19 protein-coding genes, 1 pseudogene and 2 riboswitches are annotated in these 18796 nt (G+C 43.7%); of the genes and pseudogenes, 15 read left to right on the top strand and 5 right to left on the bottom strand.

Going from position 1 to position 18796, the window contains the following annotated elements:
* Positions 1 to 248: 248 nt before the first annotated feature.
* Positions 249 to 1136 carry an LCP family protein gene (locus QNI08_RS03430; protein ID WP_285766034.1) on the top strand — a complete coding sequence of 296 codons (888 nt, stop codon included), beginning with the start codon at positions 249 to 251 and terminating at the stop codon, positions 1134 to 1136.
* A gap of 146 nt (positions 1137 to 1282) precedes the next feature.
* Here the strand turns inward: QNI08_RS03430 and mtnA are convergent, their stop codons facing one another.
* Positions 1283 to 2329: an S-methyl-5-thioribose-1-phosphate isomerase gene (gene mtnA, locus QNI08_RS03425; RefSeq protein WP_285766033.1), complete on the bottom strand. Its 1047-nt coding sequence runs from the start codon at positions 2327 to 2329 to the stop codon at positions 1283 to 1285.
* Between the two features lie 14 nt (positions 2330 to 2343).
* On the bottom strand, positions 2344 to 3546 hold the full coding sequence (gene mtnK, locus QNI08_RS03420) for an S-methyl-5-thioribose kinase (protein WP_285766032.1): 1203 nt from the start codon (positions 3544 to 3546) through the stop codon (positions 2344 to 2346).
* 81 nt (positions 3547 to 3627) lie between these two features.
* Positions 3628 to 3780, bottom strand: a riboswitch (SAM riboswitch).
* Positions 3781 to 4017: 237 nt separating this feature from the next.
* Here mtnK and QNI08_RS03415 point away from each other — a divergent pair.
* The 7 genes and pseudogenes from QNI08_RS03415 to QNI08_RS03385 all read left to right on the top strand — a co-directional run.
* On the top strand, positions 4018 to 5190 hold the full coding sequence (locus QNI08_RS03415; RefSeq protein WP_285766031.1) for a pyridoxal phosphate-dependent aminotransferase: 1173 nt from the start codon (positions 4018 to 4020) through the stop codon (positions 5188 to 5190).
* Between the two features lie 111 nt (positions 5191 to 5301).
* Positions 5302 to 5455, top strand: a riboswitch (SAM riboswitch).
* A gap of 104 nt (positions 5456 to 5559) precedes the next feature.
* Positions 5560 to 6792, top strand: coding sequence for a 2,3-diketo-5-methylthiopentyl-1-phosphate enolase (mtnW, locus tag QNI08_RS03410; protein ID WP_285766030.1), 1233 nt, complete (start codon positions 5560 to 5562; stop codon positions 6790 to 6792).
* Positions 6793 to 6798: 6 nt separating this feature from the next.
* Entirely contained in the window at positions 6799 to 7458 is a 660-nt protein-coding gene (locus QNI08_RS03405) for a 2-hydroxy-3-keto-5-methylthiopentenyl-1-phosphate phosphatase (RefSeq protein ID WP_285766029.1), read from the top strand.
* Entirely contained in the window at positions 7455 to 8084 is a 630-nt protein-coding gene (locus QNI08_RS03400) for a methylthioribulose 1-phosphate dehydratase (RefSeq protein WP_285766028.1), read from the top strand. Before QNI08_RS03405 ends, QNI08_RS03400 begins: the two co-directional genes overlap by 4 nt.
* A gap of 24 nt (positions 8085 to 8108) precedes the next feature.
* Positions 8109 to 8642: a cupin domain-containing protein gene (locus QNI08_RS03395; protein WP_285766027.1), complete on the top strand. Its 534-nt coding sequence runs from the start codon at positions 8109 to 8111 to the stop codon at positions 8640 to 8642.
* Between the two features lie 123 nt (positions 8643 to 8765).
* A complete protein-coding gene (locus QNI08_RS03390; protein ID WP_285766026.1) occupies positions 8766 to 9692 on the top strand; it encodes a CobW family GTP-binding protein in 927 nt (308 codons plus the stop codon).
* A gap of 64 nt (positions 9693 to 9756) precedes the next feature.
* Positions 9757 to 9918, top strand: a pseudogene (locus QNI08_RS03385) (DUF2188 domain-containing protein); the annotation flags it as partial.
* A 45-nt stretch (positions 9919 to 9963) separates the two neighbouring features.
* Here QNI08_RS03385 and QNI08_RS03380 read toward each other — a convergent pair.
* Complete coding sequence (locus tag QNI08_RS03380; protein WP_285766324.1) at positions 9964 to 10206, bottom strand: DNA alkylation repair protein; 243 nt, start codon at positions 10204 to 10206, stop codon at positions 9964 to 9966.
* A 110-nt stretch (positions 10207 to 10316) separates the two neighbouring features.
* Between QNI08_RS03380 and QNI08_RS03375 the strand changes: the two genes are divergently transcribed.
* The 6 genes from QNI08_RS03375 (at position 10317) to QNI08_RS03350 (ending at position 15549) form a co-directional block, all read left to right on the top strand.
* Entirely contained in the window at positions 10317 to 10583 is a 267-nt protein-coding gene (locus tag QNI08_RS03375; RefSeq protein ID WP_285766025.1) for a hypothetical protein, read from the top strand.
* A 104-nt stretch (positions 10584 to 10687) separates the two neighbouring features.
* Positions 10688 to 11650, top strand: coding sequence for a YncE family protein (locus QNI08_RS03370; RefSeq protein ID WP_285766024.1), 963 nt, complete (start codon positions 10688 to 10690; stop codon positions 11648 to 11650).
* 5 nt (positions 11651 to 11655) lie between these two features.
* A complete protein-coding gene (locus QNI08_RS03365) occupies positions 11656 to 12342 on the top strand; it encodes a response regulator transcription factor (protein WP_285766023.1) in 687 nt (228 codons plus the stop codon).
* A complete protein-coding gene (locus tag QNI08_RS03360; protein ID WP_285766022.1) occupies positions 12339 to 13748 on the top strand; it encodes a sensor histidine kinase in 1410 nt (469 codons plus the stop codon). The genes QNI08_RS03365 and QNI08_RS03360 overlap by 4 nt, the downstream gene beginning before the upstream one ends.
* Positions 13749 to 13766: 18 nt before the next feature.
* Positions 13767 to 14204 carry a FixH family protein gene (locus tag QNI08_RS03355; RefSeq protein ID WP_285766021.1) on the top strand — a complete coding sequence of 146 codons (438 nt, stop codon included), beginning with the start codon at positions 13767 to 13769 and terminating at the stop codon, positions 14202 to 14204.
* Between the two features lie 610 nt (positions 14205 to 14814).
* Positions 14815 to 15549, top strand: coding sequence for a CAP domain-containing protein (locus tag QNI08_RS03350; RefSeq protein ID WP_285766020.1), 735 nt, complete (start codon positions 14815 to 14817; stop codon positions 15547 to 15549).
* A gap of 152 nt (positions 15550 to 15701) precedes the next feature.
* Here QNI08_RS03350 and QNI08_RS03345 read toward each other — a convergent pair whose 3' ends face one another.
* The gene (locus QNI08_RS03345; RefSeq protein ID WP_285766019.1) at positions 15702 to 16169 is read right to left on the bottom strand and encodes an Hsp20/alpha crystallin family protein; all 468 of its coding nucleotides are present in this window, start codon (positions 16167 to 16169) and stop codon (positions 15702 to 15704) included.
* 159 nt (positions 16170 to 16328) lie between these two features.
* On the opposite strand from QNI08_RS03345, the gene QNI08_RS03340 reads away from it, so the two are divergent.
* Complete coding sequence (locus tag QNI08_RS03340; RefSeq protein ID WP_285766018.1) at positions 16329 to 17099, top strand: SDR family oxidoreductase; 771 nt, start codon at positions 16329 to 16331, stop codon at positions 17097 to 17099.
* Positions 17100 to 17135: 36 nt separating this feature from the next.
* Here the strand turns inward: QNI08_RS03340 and QNI08_RS03335 are convergent, their stop codons facing one another.
* On the bottom strand, positions 17136 to 18491 hold the full coding sequence (locus QNI08_RS03335; RefSeq protein ID WP_285766017.1) for an MATE family efflux transporter: 1356 nt from the start codon (positions 18489 to 18491) through the stop codon (positions 17136 to 17138).
* Positions 18492 to 18796 lie beyond the last annotated feature (305 nt).

Genomic DNA, 18796 nt, shown 5'->3' with positions numbered 1-18796 from the left:
TATTTCAGGCGGCATCTTTTTTTTTATGTCTTGGATTTGCCCGTCGTTTGTGCTAATGTAACTAGGCCGTTTCGAGAATTGCAGGAGCTTAGTGCCAGTAGGTGAAACCTGCGTACACCTTTTTATCCGTTCATTCGGGCTTGCTTTTCTTATAATAAACATATATACCCTGCAGCTTTTTTGCCGTTCTATGCATATTATCCCATTTTAAGTAAAAAATAGGAGTAATTTTTCGATGAGGTGAGGTAATGAAAGAGAAGGTATTGTACATTTGTCTAGTGGTCTTGATTCTGGCAGGATGCACCCATGCCCCTTTACCGAAACAAAATGGAAATGCAGGGTCGGAAAAAAACTTAACCAATGAAAAGATGGACGAAAGCGTAAAAACCTTTTTGCTAATTGGCGTTGATTCCAGGGGAGAGAAAAAATCACGATCGGATGCAATCATGCTTGCAAGATACTTTCCTGAACAGGGAAAGGTGAAGCTGGCTTCTATCATGCGTGACAGTTATGTTAAAATCCCAGGGATTCATCCTCAATACAATAAAATAAATGCCGCATATTATTATGGCGGCAAGGAATTGCTCAAAAAAACCATCGATGAGAGCTTTGGCGTCAAAGTCGATCATATAGCAGTAATAGATTTTCAGGGATTCGTGAAGATGGTGGACTTGCTGGCCCCAGATGGGGTGGTGGTGGACGTCGATCAGAAAATCATTGATGACATGAGTATCGAAGCAAGCATTGGCAAAAATGTTTTACATGGTGAGGAAATATTGAAATATGTCCGTTTTAGGCATGACGATGAAAGCGATTTTGGAAGGGTGGATAGGCAGCAAGATGTGTTGCAGCAATTAAAGAGCGGTTTCATCGATCAAATCTCTTCCTTTGAAGGGGTGATAGCCCTTCCAGGCATGATTGAACAGGGCCTATCCTATTTGGATACTGATATTGGGGTGAAAACGCTAATGGAAATGGGTCCAAAAGCCGTCTTTCACGCACCCGACACCGTCGAAACGATGAGAATTCCTGTCGAAGGAAGCTTTAAGGATGCAGAATATCCCGAGATAGGGGCTGTGCTGGAAATGGACGATGAGAAAAATAAGCAGGCGCTTCAAGAGTTTTTTTCAAAGTAGTTTGGAAATTCCTTCGTAGATGCACAAAGACTTTTGTTACATTATTTTATAAATGACCTCGTAAGAATAAATATGAAAACTATCTAAACAACGAGCATGGATTTAAATCCATGCTCGTTGTTTGTCATCAATCAAATGAAGAAACGTCACTTCACAAAGTCCGGGATGTTATCGGCGAAATTCGGTGTAATGATCCCGTCTTCGGTGATGATGCCCGTGACGAGGTGATTAGGTGTAACATCGAAGGCAGGATTGAATGTATTGACGTTTTCCGGTGCGACCCTGATTCCTTGAATGTATGTAATTTCAGCTCCATCTCGCTCTTCAATCGGAATGGAAGCTCCCGATTCAAGAGAAAGGTCGAAGGTGCTTGATGGAGCGGCCACATAAAAAGGAATTCCAAAATGCTTGGCTAAGATGGCCAAACCAAACGTACCGATTTTATTGGCTGTATCTCCATTTGCCGCAATCCGGTCGGCACCGACTATGATGGCGTCGATTTGCTTTTGGTGGATCGTATGCGCAGCCATATTATCGGTGATTAGGGTGACGTCAACACCTGCCTGCATCAGCTCCCATGCTGTCAATCGCGCACCCTGCAGAACCGGCCTCGTTTCACAGGCGTAGACTTTTATCGGGAAGTTACGTTCTTTGGCCAGGTGAAAAGGAGCCAGTGCCGTGCCATAACGGGCAGTGGCAATTCCACCGGCGTTGCAATGGGTCAGGACTGAAGCTCCTGGGGAGAATAGCGACAAAGCATGCTCTCCGATTTTCCTGCACATTTCTTCATCTTCAGCAAAGATGGCCTTTGCCTCCAAAATAAGTGCTTCCTTGGCAGCAGAAATGCTCTGGGCCTCCTGCAAAATGTTCGTCATCCTTTTTAATGCCCAAAATAGATTGACGGCAGTAGGCCTTGAAGAGGCGAGCCTCTCGATGTGCTTCGCTACATTTTTTTTGAATTCCGCTAACTCCGTTGCAGCTTCCTGCTTGGCACCAAGTGCCACCCCGAATGCTGCAGTCAGCCCGATCGCTGGCGCACCGCGTACTTTCAATGTCAGGATGCTGTCATAAACATCTTCAACTGAATGAAGCTTAATGAATTCAGTGATGGCAGGAAGGGCTTGTTGATTCAATAATGTGATATGGGTATCTTCCCATTGTACCGAATGCGGCAAGGGTGCTATTGTCGTCACGTGCAGGTCTCCTTTTAAAGGGTAGAATAAGAACCCAGCGATTGTTGCTTCACCAATTCGATGACAGCTGGAATATCCAATTCTTCCCGTTTTTTTATTAATAAAGCACCGAGCTTCAATGTGGCCGTTTTGGCCGCGATTTTCGTTTCTCTGTCTTCCATAACATTCAAATCAGCGACATGGGAGAGGCCGATCGTCCTCCGTATCAGTTCACAGCCGGCAAAACCGAATGCATCCCTTCTGAATTTGGTCAGTAGATAGGGAAGGTATCCGGTCACATGGCGGAACGGACTTTTATTTTGCGAGCTCCAAAGTTCTGTATATGTTTTTTCAAAAGAGCGCCAGAATACATCTAGATGGGTAAAAATCTCTTCTTTGCCCGCACCATGGCGAGTGACCGCCTGAAAGAGGAGATTGGCGGTGTATTGTCCAAGGTCAAAACCGACTGGTCCATAAAAAGCGAATTCCGGATCGATGACTTTCGTTTCCGTTGCGCTTGCAAAAATACTTCCTGTATGTAAATCTCCATGAATCAAGGCTTCCTGCTCGGTTTCAAAGCTTTGCTTTAATTTAGCCACTTCCAGTATCACTTCTTGATCATCCCAAATCATTTTGGCGGCATCCGTCAATTCCACCTCGAAATCCCCCGGCAGCTCCTCGAAAAAAGGATCTGTAAAAACAAAGACTTCCGTGATTTTGCATAGTTCCGGGTTCGTGAAGTGCCTAGCCACTTCTTTTTTTGCAGAGGGCTCCAAATGATAATCGGAAGTGTAAAATGAAGTCTTGGCAACATACTCCCCAATGTGTTGTGAAAGCAATGGGAACGAATCGCCAGCAATCAACCCGCTTCTTACGATTTTCAAGTGCGACAGATCTTCCATGACCGTGATGGCTAGCTGTTCATCTGAATAATAGACTCGCGGCACGAATTCGGGGCAGTAGCTCCGGAAATGGATAAGGGCATTCGCTTCAATGGAAGCCCTTTTCAACGTCAGCGGCCAGCTTTCCCCAAGCACTTTGGCATAAGGGACCGCTTGCTTGATGATTATCCCTTCATTAGTGGCCGTGTCTGTAATATGAAACACATAATTCAAGTTTCCATCGCCGATTTCTTTACAGTTTAAGTTGGCATCCGTGTCAACTAGCCCTAATTTTTTTGCAAGGGTAATGGCCGTTGCCGTAGTCAATCTTTTAAAATTCGAATGGTTTTGAGTCATTCCTTTTCCCCCTCCACATTGAAAAAATAAGAATAAAAAAGCCTCTTTCAATAGAAAGAGGCAGAAGTATTAGCTTCGGACCTCTCATCTTCCAGAAATGATTTCTGGTGGAATTGGCACCGTGCTCTGCGGATTTTGCAATCCGGCGGTTCGTCCGCCCCATTTCACAATGGTATTACAGTCGGTTGCTGGGCTTCATAGGGCCTTCATCCCTCAGCCTGCTCTTGATAAGAGTGTATAGGTTTTCAGATATTTTGATCTTCGAGGAAAATAATATCAATCTTTTAAATAGTTTGTCAATGGCAAATTAATAATAAGCAGGGCGTTGACCCTCGAATGCTGTTATTTTGCTGTGAGGTCCGAGATGTGATCCTAGCTGTTCCCTCAATAAGTAAAAATACTTTACAAGATTATGATTAACATATATCATATGTGACTAGAATTTCAAGAAATTTCAGAGAAGGTGAATAAATGTTGCAATTCGAAAAATCAAAACAGCTTCAGCAACTTCCCAAGCAGTTTTTCGCATCATTGGTCGCAAAGGTCAATGCCATTACTGCGCAAGGACATGATGTCATTAATTTGGGCCAAGGAAACCCAGATCAGCCTACGCCTGCACATATCGTGAAAAGTTTACAGGCTGCTGCTGATAAGACGATCAACCATAAATATTCGCCGTTCAGGGGACATCAATATTTAAAAGATGCCGCCGCTGCCTTTTATGAACGGGAATACGGTGTCAAACTCGATCCAAATAGTGAAATAGCCATTCTATTTGGCGGTAAGGCAGGACTTGTCGAATTGCCCCAGTGTTTATTGAACCCAGGAGATACGATCCTCGTGCCAGATCCGGGTTACCCGGATTACCTTTCCGGTGTCGTTTTGGCCAAAGCGGAAATCGAACGGATGCCGTTAAAGGAAGAAAATGCTTTCCTTCCGGATTACGAAAACATACATAAAGATGTGCTTGACAAAGCAAAGATGATGTTCTTGAACTATCCGAATAATCCTACCGGTGCATCAGCATCTGAAGAATTCTTCCATGAAACCGTATCATATGCCAAAGAACATTCAATTTGTGTAGTTCATGATTTTGCTTATGGGGCTATAGGCTTCGATGGCAAAAAACCGGTTAGCTTTCTCCAGGCAGAGGGAGCAAAAGATGTTGGGATTGAAATCTATACACTCTCGAAAACCTACAATATGGCAGGTTGGAGAGTCGGATTTGCGGTTGGCAATGAAAGTGTCATTGAAGCTCTTGAACTTTTGCAGGACCATCTGTATGTGAGCCTTTTCCCGGCGATACAGGAGGCTGCGGCGACGGCTTTGCTTGAGCCGCAAGAGTGTGTGTCGGAATTGGTGAAAATGTACGAGGACCGCAGAAATGTTTTCATTAAGGGTTTGCGTGCACTCGGCTGGGAGGTTAAGGCCCCTGACGCGTCGTTTTTTGCCTGGCTTAAAATACCGGCGGGATTCACTTCCGAAAGTTTTGCCGACCATTTATTAACACACGCTCACGTAGCCGTAGCTGCAGGGAATGGTTTCGGTGAATATGGTGAAGGCTATGTCAGGGTCGGGCTCCTGACCACCGAAGAGAGACTCGGGGAGGCTGTCGAGCGGATTGGCAGGTTAAATCTGTTTTGACTTTAGCTTTGTTAAATAACCAAAAACTTATTGACAAAGTATGGATTACCTGTCAGAATACAAACTAAATTCTTAATCTTTCGATACTGTACGTACCTATATATCAGCGTTTTCTTATTTTGAGCAGGTGGAGGGACTAGCCCGATGAAACCCAGCAACCGACCGTAATTCCATTGTAAGATGGGGCGGAAACCTCCGCCGGACTTTATTTGCAGTCCACAAGGCACGGTGCTAATTCTTGCAGCGATTGGCTGGGAGATAAGAAGATGGCTTTTTAAAGCCTCTTCGTCATGAAGGGGCTTTTGTTATTCCAAGAAGGTTATGATTTATGACTTCGTGAGTTTACTAACGTGCCAGAGGAGTGATCAAATGAGCGAGATAATCGCTACTTATTTATTGCATGATTTTCAAGGGAATCATGAGAAAAAAGCAGAAGGCATTGCCTTGGGCCTGACTGTCGGGACATGGACGGACCTGCCGCAGTTGGTTCAAAAGCAGTTGGAAAAACATAAGGGGCGCGTCGTTTCGGTATCACCGCTTGCTGAGGAAGAGAAGGCAAACCGTTATTTTGATCGGAAGGTGTATCGTGCGGTCATAAAAATTGCTTATCCGGCCGGGAATTTCTCGGATGATTTGCCAGCCATTTTGACAACGGTCTTCGGGAAACTTTCCTTGGACGGCGCCATTAAATTGATCGACCTTGATTTTGTCGGAGATATCCAGAAGGCTTTCCCAGGTCCCAGATTCGGCATTGAAGGCATAAGGGAGGAAATTGAAGTCTATGACCGTCCTCTTGTCATGAGCATTTTTAAAGGGGTATTGGGCCGGGATATCACGTTCCATAATGAGCAGCTGAAGCAGCAGGCCTTGGGAGGTGTCGACCTTGTCAAAGATGATGAAATCCTCTTTGATCAGGCTCAGACACCATTTATCGAAAGAATCAAAACCGGCAAAAAAATATTGACGGATGTCTATGAACAAACTGGCCACCGGACATTATATGCCGTCAATCTATCAGGGAAAACGTTCGACTTATTGAATAAGGCAGAGCAAGCGGCCGAAGCGGGTGCTGACGCATTATTGTTCAACGTTCATACATATGGCTTGGATGTATTGCAAGCCCTGAATGAACATGATCATATCAGGCTGCCGATCATGGCCCATCCAGCCTTCAGCGGCGCCTTGGGATCTTCCTCTTATTATGGAATGGGCTACCCTTTATTGCTTGGTAAGTTAGTCAGGTTAGCAGGTGCGGATTTATCACTATTCCCATCCCCTTATGGAAATGTCGCCCTAGAAAAAGAGGAAGCATTGGCGATTGCCAGTGCATTGACGGTAGATGAACCTTCATGGAAACAAGCATTTCCTGTTCCTTCAGCCGGCATTCACCCAGGGATGGTACCCGACTTGATCAAGGATTTCGGACTGGATAGTGTCATCAATGCAGGAGGGGGGATCCACGGACACCCTGACGGAGCAAAGGGCGGGGCCGAGGCGTTTCGCTCTGCTGTGGAAGCCGTCCTTGAAGGAAAAGGCCTATCTGAGGCTGCGGCAAATGAAGAAGCACTAAAAAAAGCGCTTGTTCTGTGGGGAGGACTGTAAAGGATCATGAAACCGATCATCTTTTGTGATTTTGACGGAACGATAACCAACACAGATAATATCATTTCCATCATGAAAAAATTCGCTCCCCCGGAATGGGAAAAGTTGAAGGATGACGTTCTTCAGCAAAAAATCAGCATATCTTCTGGGGTGGGGAAAATGTTTTCCCTGCTTGATAGTGGCCTGAAGGCCGATATCATCCAATTTGTGAAGGAGACAGCGAACGTTCGGCAGGGGTTCCGTGATTTCGTAAAGTATACGGAACATGCCGGGATTCCTTTATACATCGTAAGCGGGGGCATGGATTTTTTCATTGCCCCGCTATTAGAGGACATATTGCCCACTGACGCGGTTCTTTGTAATAATGCCCACTTTGATAAGAAAAAGATTTATATTGAGTGGCCGCATGCTTGTGATGACCAATGTGATAAAGAGTGCGGCTGCTGTAAGCCTACGATTATGAGGCAAATGGCAGGTGAGGATGACTATATTTATGTAATTGGTGATTCCGTGACTGATTTTGAAGCGGCTAAACAGGCGGATCTTGTCATAGCCCGTGATATATTGCTTGAGAAATGCGTAAATGAAGGATTGCCGCATCAGGGTTTTGAAACGTTTTATGATGTATTGGACATTTTAAAGCAGCGTGAGGAGGTAAGAGCATGAACAACGGTACGAAGGAGTGGCTGGAGCTGGCGGAAATTAAAGCAGAACTGGCGGAACGGGATTGGTTCATGGGAACAAGCGGAAACCTTTCCATCCGCGAGCACGATAGCCGAAGCTTTTATATTACAGCCAGCGGTAAGGATAAGCGAAAGCAATCGGATTCGGACTTTATCTTGGTGGATCTGAAAGGAAACCCCGTCGAGGAGACGGAGCTAAGGCCCTCGGCCGAAACTTTACTCCATACCGCCATTTACGAAAAAACCAAAGCGAATTGTGTACTCCATGTCCACACAGTGGAAAATAATGTAGTCTCCGAATTGTATGGGGATGAAGGTTCCGTAACTTTTCGGAATCATGAAATCATTAAAGCTACAGGAAGATGGGATGAAGATTCGGAATTCAGGATTCCAATCATCTATAACTATGCGGACATTCCGTTGTTAGCCGAAAAGTTCAACCTGCATGTCCAAGACGATTGCGGTGCCGTGCTCATCCGCAATCATGGTATCACGGTTTGGGGCAAAAGCGGCCTCGAAGCAAAAAAGATACTGGAAGCCTGCGAATTTTTATTTCAATATCAACTGCTGCTAAATTCTCAACGGACACTTACTGCTTCTTTAACATAACACTCAATCGAGGAGGAATGAAGGATGGCGACAATTAGATTGCATGAAACGAATGAAGTTATTGAAAACGGTGAACAGGTAAAAGCCTTTTTGGAAACACAAGGGGTGATTTATGAGCAGTGGGATATTTCGAAATTACCGTCACACCTAGTAGAAAAATACGAATTAACGGATGCTGATAAGGAAGAAATCCTATCAGCGTTCCAAACGGAAATAACGGAGATTTCCGAAAGAAGAGGGTACAAAGCCCATGATATCATCACCTTATCCGATACAACCCCGAACTTGGATCAATTGCTTGAAAACTTCAAGCACGAACATCACCATGAAGATGATGAAGTCCGTTTCATTGCCGGCGGAACGAGTATCTTTGCCATTGAAGGAACGGATGATCGGTGGTTTGATGTACGTCTTAAACCAGGAGACCTGATTAGCGTACCAGAATCAACAAGACATTATTTCACCTTGGCAGAAGATAGGAAAACTGTTGCTGTCCGTATTTTCGTAACAAAGGCAGGATGGGTGCCAATTTACGATAAAGACGAAGTTCAAGCATGAGCAATGATTGGAAAACCAGCTTACGGGCTGGTTTTTTTAGTTGGTTCCGCAAGTGCTTATACAGGATAAGTATGATAAAATTTAACGGAAGCAAATATAATCGGATCATGGGAGCAGATTTGAATGAAAACAACTGAAGTATACATATTAGGCGGATTTCTCGGCAGCGGGAAAACGACGCTTCTGCGAAATATATTAAAACAGGAAAGTGAAGCGGGCAGGAAAGTGGCCGTGCTTTTAAATGAGCTCGGCAGCATCTCGGTCGACAGCGGCCTCATTGGTGATGATGTGCCTTTGAAGGAGCTGTTTGATGGGTGTATCTGCTGCACCATTCAGGATAAGCTGGAGGTCCAGCTTCATGAGCTGCTCACAGAAAACGATTTGGATGCCGTTTATATTGAAACGACTGGTGCTGCGCATCCGGTAGAAGTTCTGGATGGCATCATGTCACCCCTTTTCGCTAAAAGGCTTGAGTATAAAGGAATTATTACGGTTGTCGATTTATTGAGGTGGCGCGATAGGGAGGAGTTGTCGCCGCAGCTGCGCCAGTTGCTTGCAGAGCAAATCCATCATGCCGATTTCATTTTGCTGAATAAAGCGGACCTGGTGAGTGAGATGGAGGCGGCGCAGCTGATTTATTCGATACAAGCCTTGAATATGGGTGCGGTCTGTTTATTGACCGAATATGCTGCCGTTTCCTTGAAGTCGTTACAGCAGATGCAAAGAAAACGTAGTGGTGGCCATAAAAAGCTTGATGTCCAGGAACATTTGCATTTATCGGCTGTCGTCCATACTTTTGAAGGCTCCGTGAAACAGACGGATTTCGAAGATTGGCTTAGGTCCCTTCCGGAAACGGTCTATCGCATGAAAGGATACATTTCCTTTACCCATTCACAATACCCCCACTTATTCCAATACTCCTACGGAATGCCGATGTATATAAATGAAATGATGAAAATGCCATTGAACATCGTCATCATCGGGGAAAAGCTTGATAGGGATGTGGTGATCGATCAGCTGAAGGCTTTGGAAGCAAAAGCAAGACAATAAACGTTTACCGCCATTTGAATGAGGGAAATATAAAACCAGACACTCTTTCAAGGAGGCGTTATTCATGCCATGGAATAAGAACGATTATCCTGATTCAATGAAGAATCTTGATAAAGATGTAAAGGAAAAGGCAATAGAAATCGCAAATGCATTGTTGGATGAAGGATATGAGGATGGAAAAGCCATTCCCATTGCCATAGACCGGGCAAAAAAGTCTGTGGGAAATGATTGAAAAAAATGGTCAGGCCCCTTGAAGGGGCTGACCATTTTTTTATTGTTGCAAGCCAAATGCTGCAAAAGTTTTTTCGTCTTCGATTAAACCGCAAGCAGCACATTGCACCCGCACATCCGGACCATTGTAGGCTAGATGGAATGGTTGAAGAGTATCGTTCGAATATTGTTCAACAATCTCTCCAGATTGCGGGTCCTTTTTGATGGGGGTCGGTACTTGCTGAATGAGATTGAAGCGAGATTTATTTGTCCGGCAATTCGGACAGCGGTATACTTGAGACAGCGTACTCACTCCTTTTAAGGGATTTTTTTGGCAATGATCGTATTAGTAAGTTAGTCTTTACCAACTTGACAGGCAATATGTATAAATTAGTAAGGGATGGAAGGGATCATATGAAAGAAGCAGCTAAACAGGAAGCACGATTGGAAGCATATTTAAGCATTTGGAATAATCGCAAGGTGACGGATGGAGAAAAACCGGATGTATTATCTGAACTCATTCGCCGTGAGCTTTTGGACGAGAATGCCCATCCGCGAGCCCGCAAGCCTCCGCTCGAAAAGTTTTACCTTTGCATTAAAAGGGTAATGGAATCCCCGCTCTCGGCTAACATGAAAGATGCAATCATCATGGTTTATATTGCTGAAATGGAAAGGCTATGATTACGATAACATGTAAGCGATTTTTCTTATCCGCTTCATACTTTTTTCACAAATCATTGTTAAAATTTCCAAAAATAGATATGACATGAATAAGGAGCTTGCATATGAAGTGGGGCATTAACCTTTTGCTTGCCGTCTTATTGCTGACAGGGTGTAACGGCAGTCACACATATACTAAAATAAACAAAGATGAAGCTTTCCTGGCGACAGTCAATATCAAGGACACCTCGCTGACCTTCATCGACGAAAACTATCATCCTTTTGCTGATTGGGATATTGCTGAACCGTTCACGGGTGCTCTGCTTCTCGCGGATAAAGACACGATGCTCCTTTATGGTAAGGAGATGGAGAATGTCCAGGTATACTCCTTGTCAGCCGGAAAGCGGATAAGGAGCTGGAAAACCGGGAAAGGGATCGTCAATATGCAGCTCCTCCATGATGGTAAAAGCATTGCCGCCGTCAACCAATCGGATCACTCGATATATTTTTTGAATGATCAAGGTGAGAAGCAGGATGTCGTCAAGGTTGGCAGAAGCCCCTTGACCGTTTTGCAAGGAGGAAAAGCGAACCGATTGTATGTAATCAACTTTGGTGATACGAAATGCACCGTGATCAACCTCACATCGAAAAAGGTCGACTTCGAATTTCCGATACATAGCTCCAGCACCGGCACATTATTAAGGGAAGAAAAGGATGAGATATGGATAGGCGGCCATGGCGATGGGGATCGCGTCGAAGAGGATCTGTACATCTATTCGGCAAGCACTGGACAATTGAAGAAAAAGCTGAAGGCGCCTACAATGCCGATAAAATTTCTGGAAAGTGGAGAAGGCATTTATGTCCTTAGCCATGGAACCAGCTCCTTATATAAATTGAATGAGCAATATGAGGAAGTGGAAAGGAAAGTGGTCGGCGTCAATCCTTTTGAAATGGCGAGCTTTAAAAAAGATGTGGTAGTAGCGGGATATGATAGTGATGAAATTTATGTGATGGATGCAAAGACAATAGATGTTAAACAAACGGTCAAAGTCGGCGAAGGTCCATTTCAATTGTTGTTGAGGGAGTAGATGACATGAATGTTTACACCATATTAGTCGTTGATGATGAAGAGGATATGCGGAATTTGGTTGAAATGTATCTACTTAACTCCGGATATCGATGTCTCCATGCTGCAAATGGAAAAGAAGCCATCAGCATGGTTGAAAAACAGGAAGTCGATTTAATCCTATTGGACATCATGATGCCAGGAGCGGACGGTTTCTCCGTTTGTGAAAAAATTCGTGAGAGTTGGGACATCCCCGTGATATTTGTCAGTGCAAAAGGGGAGGAATGGGATAAAGTGAAGGGGTTGAAGCTTGGAGGAGACGATTACATCGTTAAGCCCTTCAATCCAGGGGAATTGGTAGCAAGAGTTGAAGCCGTATTACGAAGGACAGGGAAATTATCCATCAACGAAGTAAACCAAACCTATGTCCGATTTGGAAAAATCAGCTTGAACATCTCGTCGAGGACAGTTTTGGTGGAAGGAACGCCAATCAACTTAACACTGAAAGAGTTCGAATTGCTTTTGTTCCTTATCCGTCATAAAGGACAGGCCCTCAGCCGGGAGCAGCTCCTTGAAAATATTTGGGGCGGGGAATATGAAGGTTCTTTACGTACGGTCGATACCCATGTCAAAACGCTGCGGATGAAGTTAAGGACGGCGGACTATATCCAAACGGTTTGGGGAATCGGTTATAAAATCGAGGAAAAGAAATGAACGATAAGTGGCAATCACTTACCTTCAAATTGTGGCTGACCATCATCACCGCCATCATCCTATCCGTACTGTTCGCCTACTCCCTTTCTCAATATTATTATAAAAACCTGTATGTAGAGAAGCTTAAAACGGATTTGGTCAATGAAGCCTCATTGCTTGGGGCGGATTATACGGGTGGCGAAATCAGTGATGACTTCAAGGAAAAAGTGGAATGGTTCAACAGTAAGAACGAAAGCGAGGTCTTTGTCGTCAACAGTCCAAGGGAATTGAGTGCCTGCCTGCCTTTTGAAATCAATTATGACACACTCATTTCCGAAGAAGAAAGGCAAATGCTCCTTGATGGACGAGCGGTCGAAAAAGAAGGGTATGAAAAAAGGTTTGGGAAGAACATCGTGGCGGCCATCATTCCTTTAATAGATGACGAAGACCGCCTTGAAGGAATCATATATACATATATACCAGTGGACTCGATTACGGACCTACTGAAGGAATTTGCCGCGAAATGGCTCTTGGCGATTTTGTTATTCCTTATAATCGCGATTTTTCTTACAACCAAATGGCTGAAAAAGCTGGTCAGTCCGATAAAGGAAATCGAGACTGCTGCCCATCGTGTCTCGGAAGGGGACTATGACATTCAGCTTCAGGTAAAGAGCCATGATGAAATTGGCAAGCTGGCACAAGCCTTTAATGATATGGCCAATTCCATCCATTTGGAGGAAGGAAGGAAAAAGGAGTTTCTTGAAAATGTCGCCCATGAGCTCAGGACGCCGCTTAGTTACGTCAAAGGGTATACGCACGCCATATTGGATGGAGTCGTGAAGAATGAAGAAGAGGAACGGAAATACCTTCAGCTCATTTCAAGGGAAGCACTTAGACTGCAGCGAATTGTAGGGGATTTGATGGATTTATCAAAGGTCGATGGCGACTCATTCGATTCAAGCAAAACCCCGATCGCTTTTGCCCAATTCATTGAAGATGTCCTGTCTAAATATGAACCGATCATAAAAGCGAAGCAATTGAATCTGGCATATGAGCTTGATCCAGATCCGATCTTATATGGGGATGAAGGAAGGATGGAGCAAATCCTGCATAACATTATCGACAATGCGGTTCAGTATACGAATCCAGGCGGCTCCATCCAAATCAGACTCGTTCAGTACAATGAGGAATGCGAGCTATCCATTTCAGACACAGGCATCGGAATTCCGAAAGCAGATCTGCCTTATATAATGAATCGTTTTTATCGGGTCAACAAAGCACGAAGCCGTTTTGATGGAGGGTCAGGGCTTGGGCTTTCCATCGTCAAAAAAATGGTGGAGTGGCAGCAAGGCAGGATCGAAATCCAAAGTAAGGAAAAAATCGGGACAAAGGTCAAGATCTGGCTTCCGACGATAAAAGAAGAATGAAAAAGGGGGATGATCAAGATGAAAAAAATCATGTTGTTTTGCACGATGCTCATTATCCTGGCCGGCTGTGGAAAGGAAGAGGAAATTCCAAAAATGTTAAATGTCGACTTGGCTGTCGATCCGATTCAAGGCCAGGTGAAGGAGCCTGTGAAGTTCCAGGCTAAAGTGACCTATGGGGATGATAAGGTGAAAGATGCGGATGATGTCAGTTTCGAAATTTGGTTGGCAAATAGCGCCGATCATGAAAAAATTGCAGCCAAACATATAGGTAATGGCATTTATGAAATCGTAAAGACCTTTGATGAAGAAGGCACCTATTATGTGTATGCCCACGTAACTGCGAGAGACTCGCACAACATGCCCAAGGAAGAATTCGTCATTGGCAAGCCAAGCCCTCCTGAACAAAATGACGGAAAAAAGGAAATGGACGAGATGGATGAAGAAGACATGAATTAAAATTGTGATTAATTTTTTGCCAAAAAGGCTTCGGAATCGTTTCCCGTCCGAAGTCTTTTCGATGTTTTGGAAATGGATCCTTCATGAAGACTCCCTGCTATTCCAAACGTCGTCCTCCAGGCAAACCAAAACTCTTTGCGGAGTGAATCTTTAATCTGAAACCAAAGGGTACACCAAAGATAAATGAAATAAAAAACTAATGCTGATGTCATGCATAATTGTTGTTAGCAAACAATCAAAATTGAACGTTCCTGTGCATTTGGGGAAGTGGAATCGAAAAATTTGTAACATAACAGTAATGAAAGTCATACTAATCTGCTTGAAAATGATATGTCAATTAAAAGTTATTAGTATTGAATGGAAATGGTTTTATGTAACTACCATTGACAAGGAATGTCTGGAAAAATATGAGTATATGAACTGCTAATCAAAACATGAATAGATTAAGCTTTTTCGCTTGCTTACACGAAACTGCGGATAAAATTATTTTCTCGTTCGTAACTTGTAAATTTGATGGAAATTCATGGTGCATATATTACAAAAAATGCATGTTATGATAATTCCAGAAGCAAGAACAACAAAAAAACGAACATCACAGGAGGAAATACGAATGAAAAAGAAAATGATCATGTCAGCAGCAGCGGCTGCAGCAATTATATTCACAGGAGTAGGAGCTAACCAAGCGGAAGCAGCTAACTGTGATACTGTTAAACAAGTAACGTATAAATCAATGAGTCAAGAAGACATGCAAAAAGTCTTGAACCAATATCTAGCTAAATATAATATCACTCTACCTGCAGCACAAGCACAAGCACAACAAAAGCCAGTAGAAAAGCCAGTACAAAAACCAGTACAAAAGCCAGTTCAAAATGGAACGGTAAACCAAGCAAAACCAGAAGTAAAACCAGAGGCACCTGAAGTAAAACCAGAAAAACCTACTAATGAAAAAACTGAGACAAACTCAGAATTAAGCGCTTTTGAACAACAAGTTGTTAAATTAACGAATGCAGAGCGCGCGAAACAAGGATTGGCTGCTCTTAAAGTTGACAAAGAGTTGAGCAAAGTTGCTCGTATCAAGTCCCAAGATATGAAAGATAATAATTACTTTGATCACAATAGCCCAACTTATGGCTCACCATTTGATATGATGAAAAAATTCGGAATTAGCTATTCATCAGCTGGTGAAAACATCGCACAAGGTCAACAAACACCTGAAGAAGTGGTACAAGCCTGGATGAACAGCCAAGGTCACCGTGAAAATATCATGAACTCCAGCTTCACTCACATCGGAGTAGGCTACGTGGAATCTGGTAACTACTGGACTCAACAATTCATCGGAAAATAATAGATTGATCGTTTAATATAAGAGCACACCCCATTGAAATGGGGTGTGCTTTTTTTGAATTTAATCGTAAAAACCTGGTTCATTGCGATCGCTTTTAAACAAGATGGCTCGAAAGCGCGGGAACCGCACCCACTCCTAAGTGTGCTCCCAAATCAAATCTCGGATACATCGATTTCGGAATACTGGGTATTGAAGCTTTTCTGAAGGCGTATTTCCAATGTCGATTCTTTAAATTGGGCGGATGCCCCTTTTTTCTTCACAGGCGCTGGCAGCGTGATGACGTGACGATCGGAGGCTTCTGGAATCCCCTCGATGATCGATTGAGTAGAGGTATGATAAAGCTTCATCTTCTTAAGCCAAGAATCATCAACGATTGGAATTCTTACAAACACATATAAATGGGTTTCGAATACATCGGCTTGCATCGGATGCTCCGTTCGGTCAGATTCTTTTTTTGTACCAAATTCATTATTGTTCATCATGCCCTGCATATTATCAGGAATGACTTGTGAAAATACTTTCTCGATGAACGATTGTACATCACTTTGCTGCATATTTTTCATGAAATCCTTTTGGTTCGGGTTATTTTTAAAAGAAAAAAGTGAATTCCAGGGAAACATTTCGGATTCCTCTCTCCTGCTTATGGACTTACAGGTTTATTTATTGCATTTTATGCAGGCTAAAGCCTAGGGGTTCGTTGAAATAATTACTAAATTATAGAAAATGGGCAAAACTTATGTATAATTAAGTAAAATCCTTTAGATAAAGAGGGATGGCCTGTGGAGGAAAAAGTGGCTCTTATTACTGGAGGCGCAACTGGAATCGGCAAAAGGGTGGCATTATCATTAGCGGAACAAGGAATGGCCATCATCATCACGTTTCGAAAAAGCAGCAAGGAAGCTTTAGCCTTGGTGGATGAATTACGCAAAAAAGAAATAAAGGCACTCGCTATACAAGGTGATGCCGCAAGGGAGGAAGATTGCCGTCACATCATGGATAAGGTGCTTGCCACCTTTGGCCATGTTGATGTTTTCGTCCATAATGCAGGGCCGTATATGCATGATCGTAAAACGATGAATGAATATAGCAGTGATGAATGGAAATATATCATGGACGGTAATTTAAATGGCTTTTTCTATTTTGCGAAGGGGCTTATTCCACAAATGCGCAGAAGAAGCTGGGGAAGAGTCATTACGCTTGGATTTGAACGATGTGAAACCGCACCGGGATGGATTTATCGTTCAGCATTTGCTGCTGCAAAGAGTGGATTGACCTCTTTAACGAGAACATTGGCTGCGGAAGAAGCCGCGTATGGCATAACCGTGAATATGGTCTGTCCAGGCGACATCATCGGTGAATGGAAGGAACAGGAAATCCAGGTCGCGAAAGAAGAAAAGGATGGTACGGTACCAATCGGCAGACCGGGTACAGGGGAGGATATAGCGAGAGTCATCTCGTTCCTATGTGATGAAAAATCGGATTTCATTACAGGCAGCATCATACCGGTCACGGGCGGGAAGGATGTCCTTGGGAAAAGATCTTCTGTTTGAAAAAAAGTGAGGCCGGTATCCCAGCCTCACGCATCTTCACGCCAATTTCTTATATTTTACTTGCTGGATGAACCTTAAACGGGCGGCTAATCCGATCGCACCCAGAGCCAAACCGGATATTAAGCCGATCCAGTATCCAAAGGCGCCCATATTCGTATAATTGGCAAAGAAATAGCCGATCGGAAGCCCGAGAATCCAATAAGATACAAGCGACATCGCAAAGGTGACATTCACATCCTTGTATCCACGCAATATGCCTTGAATTGGTGCCTGGAGGGCATCTGATATTTGAAAGAAGATGGCGTATATCAAGAAATGAGATGTCAGCATCATGACCGCATGATCTTTTGTATAAGCTGAAGCGACAGGTTCTCGGAATAAAAATAGGATTGCTGATAAGACGAGTGACATCATCAATGCGAGCGTAATACCGATTAAACTATACTCCCTGGCATCTTTATAGCGGGCCGCTCCAATTTCAAAGCCGATCACGATCGTTAATGCCATGGACATGCTGAGCGGCATCATATAGAGCAGGGACGCAAAGTTCATGGCAATTTGGTGAGAGGCTATTGTCACCGTATCGTACTTACTCATCAATAGAGTAACTGCCGAGAATATGCTTGTTTCAAAAAAGATGGCTAACCCAATCGGGACCCCAATCGATAATAAGGCGCGCCATTCTTTCAAGGAAACCTGGAAGAATTCACGAAAAACATCATAAGTAGAAAACGGGTTGATCTTCATCACAACGAGGATTGCAACAATGGCAATGATCCAATAAGTAATGGCGGTGGCATAACCGGATCCGACGCCGCCAAGCTCGGGGAAGCCAAATTTTCCGTATATGAACAGATAATTGAATATGACGTTTATCGGAAGTGCACCCAACGTGATCATCATGGAAATCCTGGTCTGTCCCAACGCATCTATGAAGGCCCTCAATGCGTTATAAACGAATAGAGGAATGATCCCGAGGGAAAGGGCAATTAAATAATCATGGGCTACCTGGTGAACATCATCATCAAGATTCATCGCATTCAGAATGGGGTTCAAAGAAAACGCCCCTGCAATTAAGATGACCAAGGACAAAGCGATGGCTAAATAGACGGCCTGCATGACAGAATAGGAAACAGATTTAAACTTCCTGGAACCTATAAGCTGTGAAACGACAGGCGTCAAAGCGATCAAAATCCCGCTCAGCCCCGTATATACGGGGGTCCAAAGCGAACTGCCGATCGACACACCGGCTACGTCCTGTGTACTGTACTGCCCAGACATCATCACATCGAAAAATGTCATGGCGTATAAGCCGAGCTGGGTGACCAGGATGGGAATTAAAATATAAAATAACAGGCGGATCTTTTGTGATTTCGTATAAGTCTGATTCATCGACGTACCTCTATATCTTAATTTGTAATTGTAAACACAATGAAAAAATTATATCACATAATGGTGCGATGTTTTTAAGTTTATTTGGCAAGTCTCTGAATGTAGACAATTCGATTTTAGTTTTATAAAATCTGACCGTTCCCTTCCACTGTGCGTGAGAATAAAGACTAAATTCGCTTGCTCCCAGTTTGATGATTTGTATGGTGAACGTTTCGTTTCACTGCGAGTACTCGCTTTCCGCGGGCGGTCCGTGAGCCTCCTCGGCCTTTAGCCTGCGGTGTCTCACGTAGACACGCATTTCCCCA

The organism is Peribacillus folii (genome assembly GCF_030271255.1).
GTDB lineage: Bacteria > Bacillota > Bacilli > Bacillales > DSM-1321 > Peribacillus.
Note: the sequence above shows the minus strand (reverse complement) of the source record. Positions and strands in the feature narration are given on the sequence as shown.

Bases quoted from the DNA above. Each gene is read 5' to 3' on its own strand.
- QNI08_RS03390 (WP_285766026.1), top strand. From the start codon at position 8,766: ATGAAAACAACTGAAGTATACATATTAGGCGGATTTCTCGGCAGCGGG.
- mtnK (WP_285766032.1), bottom strand. From the start codon at position 3,546: ATGACTCAAAACCATTCGAATTTTAAAAGATTGACTACGGCAACGGCC.
- QNI08_RS03345 (WP_285766019.1), bottom strand. From the start codon at position 16,169: ATGTTTCCCTGGAATTCACTTTTTTCTTTTAAAAATAACCCGAACCAA.
- QNI08_RS03395 (WP_285766027.1), top strand. From the start codon at position 8,109: ATGGCGACAATTAGATTGCATGAAACGAATGAAGTTATTGAAAACGGT.
- QNI08_RS03375 (WP_285766025.1), top strand. From the start codon at position 10,317: ATGAAAGAAGCAGCTAAACAGGAAGCACGATTGGAAGCATATTTAAGC.
- QNI08_RS03360 (WP_285766022.1), top strand. From the start codon at position 12,339: ATGAACGATAAGTGGCAATCACTTACCTTCAAATTGTGGCTGACCATC.
- QNI08_RS03350 (WP_285766020.1), top strand. From the start codon at position 14,815: ATGAAAAAGAAAATGATCATGTCAGCAGCAGCGGCTGCAGCAATTATA.
- QNI08_RS03400 (WP_285766028.1), top strand. From the start codon at position 7,455: ATGAACAACGGTACGAAGGAGTGGCTGGAGCTGGCGGAAATTAAAGCA.
- QNI08_RS03405 (WP_285766029.1), top strand. From the start codon at position 6,799: ATGAAACCGATCATCTTTTGTGATTTTGACGGAACGATAACCAACACA.
- QNI08_RS03355 (WP_285766021.1), top strand. From the start codon at position 13,767: ATGAAAAAAATCATGTTGTTTTGCACGATGCTCATTATCCTGGCCGGC.
- QNI08_RS03415 (WP_285766031.1), top strand. From the start codon at position 4,018: ATGTTGCAATTCGAAAAATCAAAACAGCTTCAGCAACTTCCCAAGCAG.
- QNI08_RS03370 (WP_285766024.1), top strand. From the start codon at position 10,688: ATGAAGTGGGGCATTAACCTTTTGCTTGCCGTCTTATTGCTGACAGGG.
- QNI08_RS03335 (WP_285766017.1), bottom strand. From the start codon at position 18,491: ATGAATCAGACTTATACGAAATCACAAAAGATCCGCCTGTTATTTTAT.
- QNI08_RS03365 (WP_285766023.1), top strand. From the start codon at position 11,656: ATGAATGTTTACACCATATTAGTCGTTGATGATGAAGAGGATATGCGG.
- mtnW (WP_285766030.1), top strand. From the start codon at position 5,560: ATGAGCGAGATAATCGCTACTTATTTATTGCATGATTTTCAAGGGAAT.
- QNI08_RS03430 (WP_285766034.1), top strand. From the start codon at position 249: ATGAAAGAGAAGGTATTGTACATTTGTCTAGTGGTCTTGATTCTGGCA.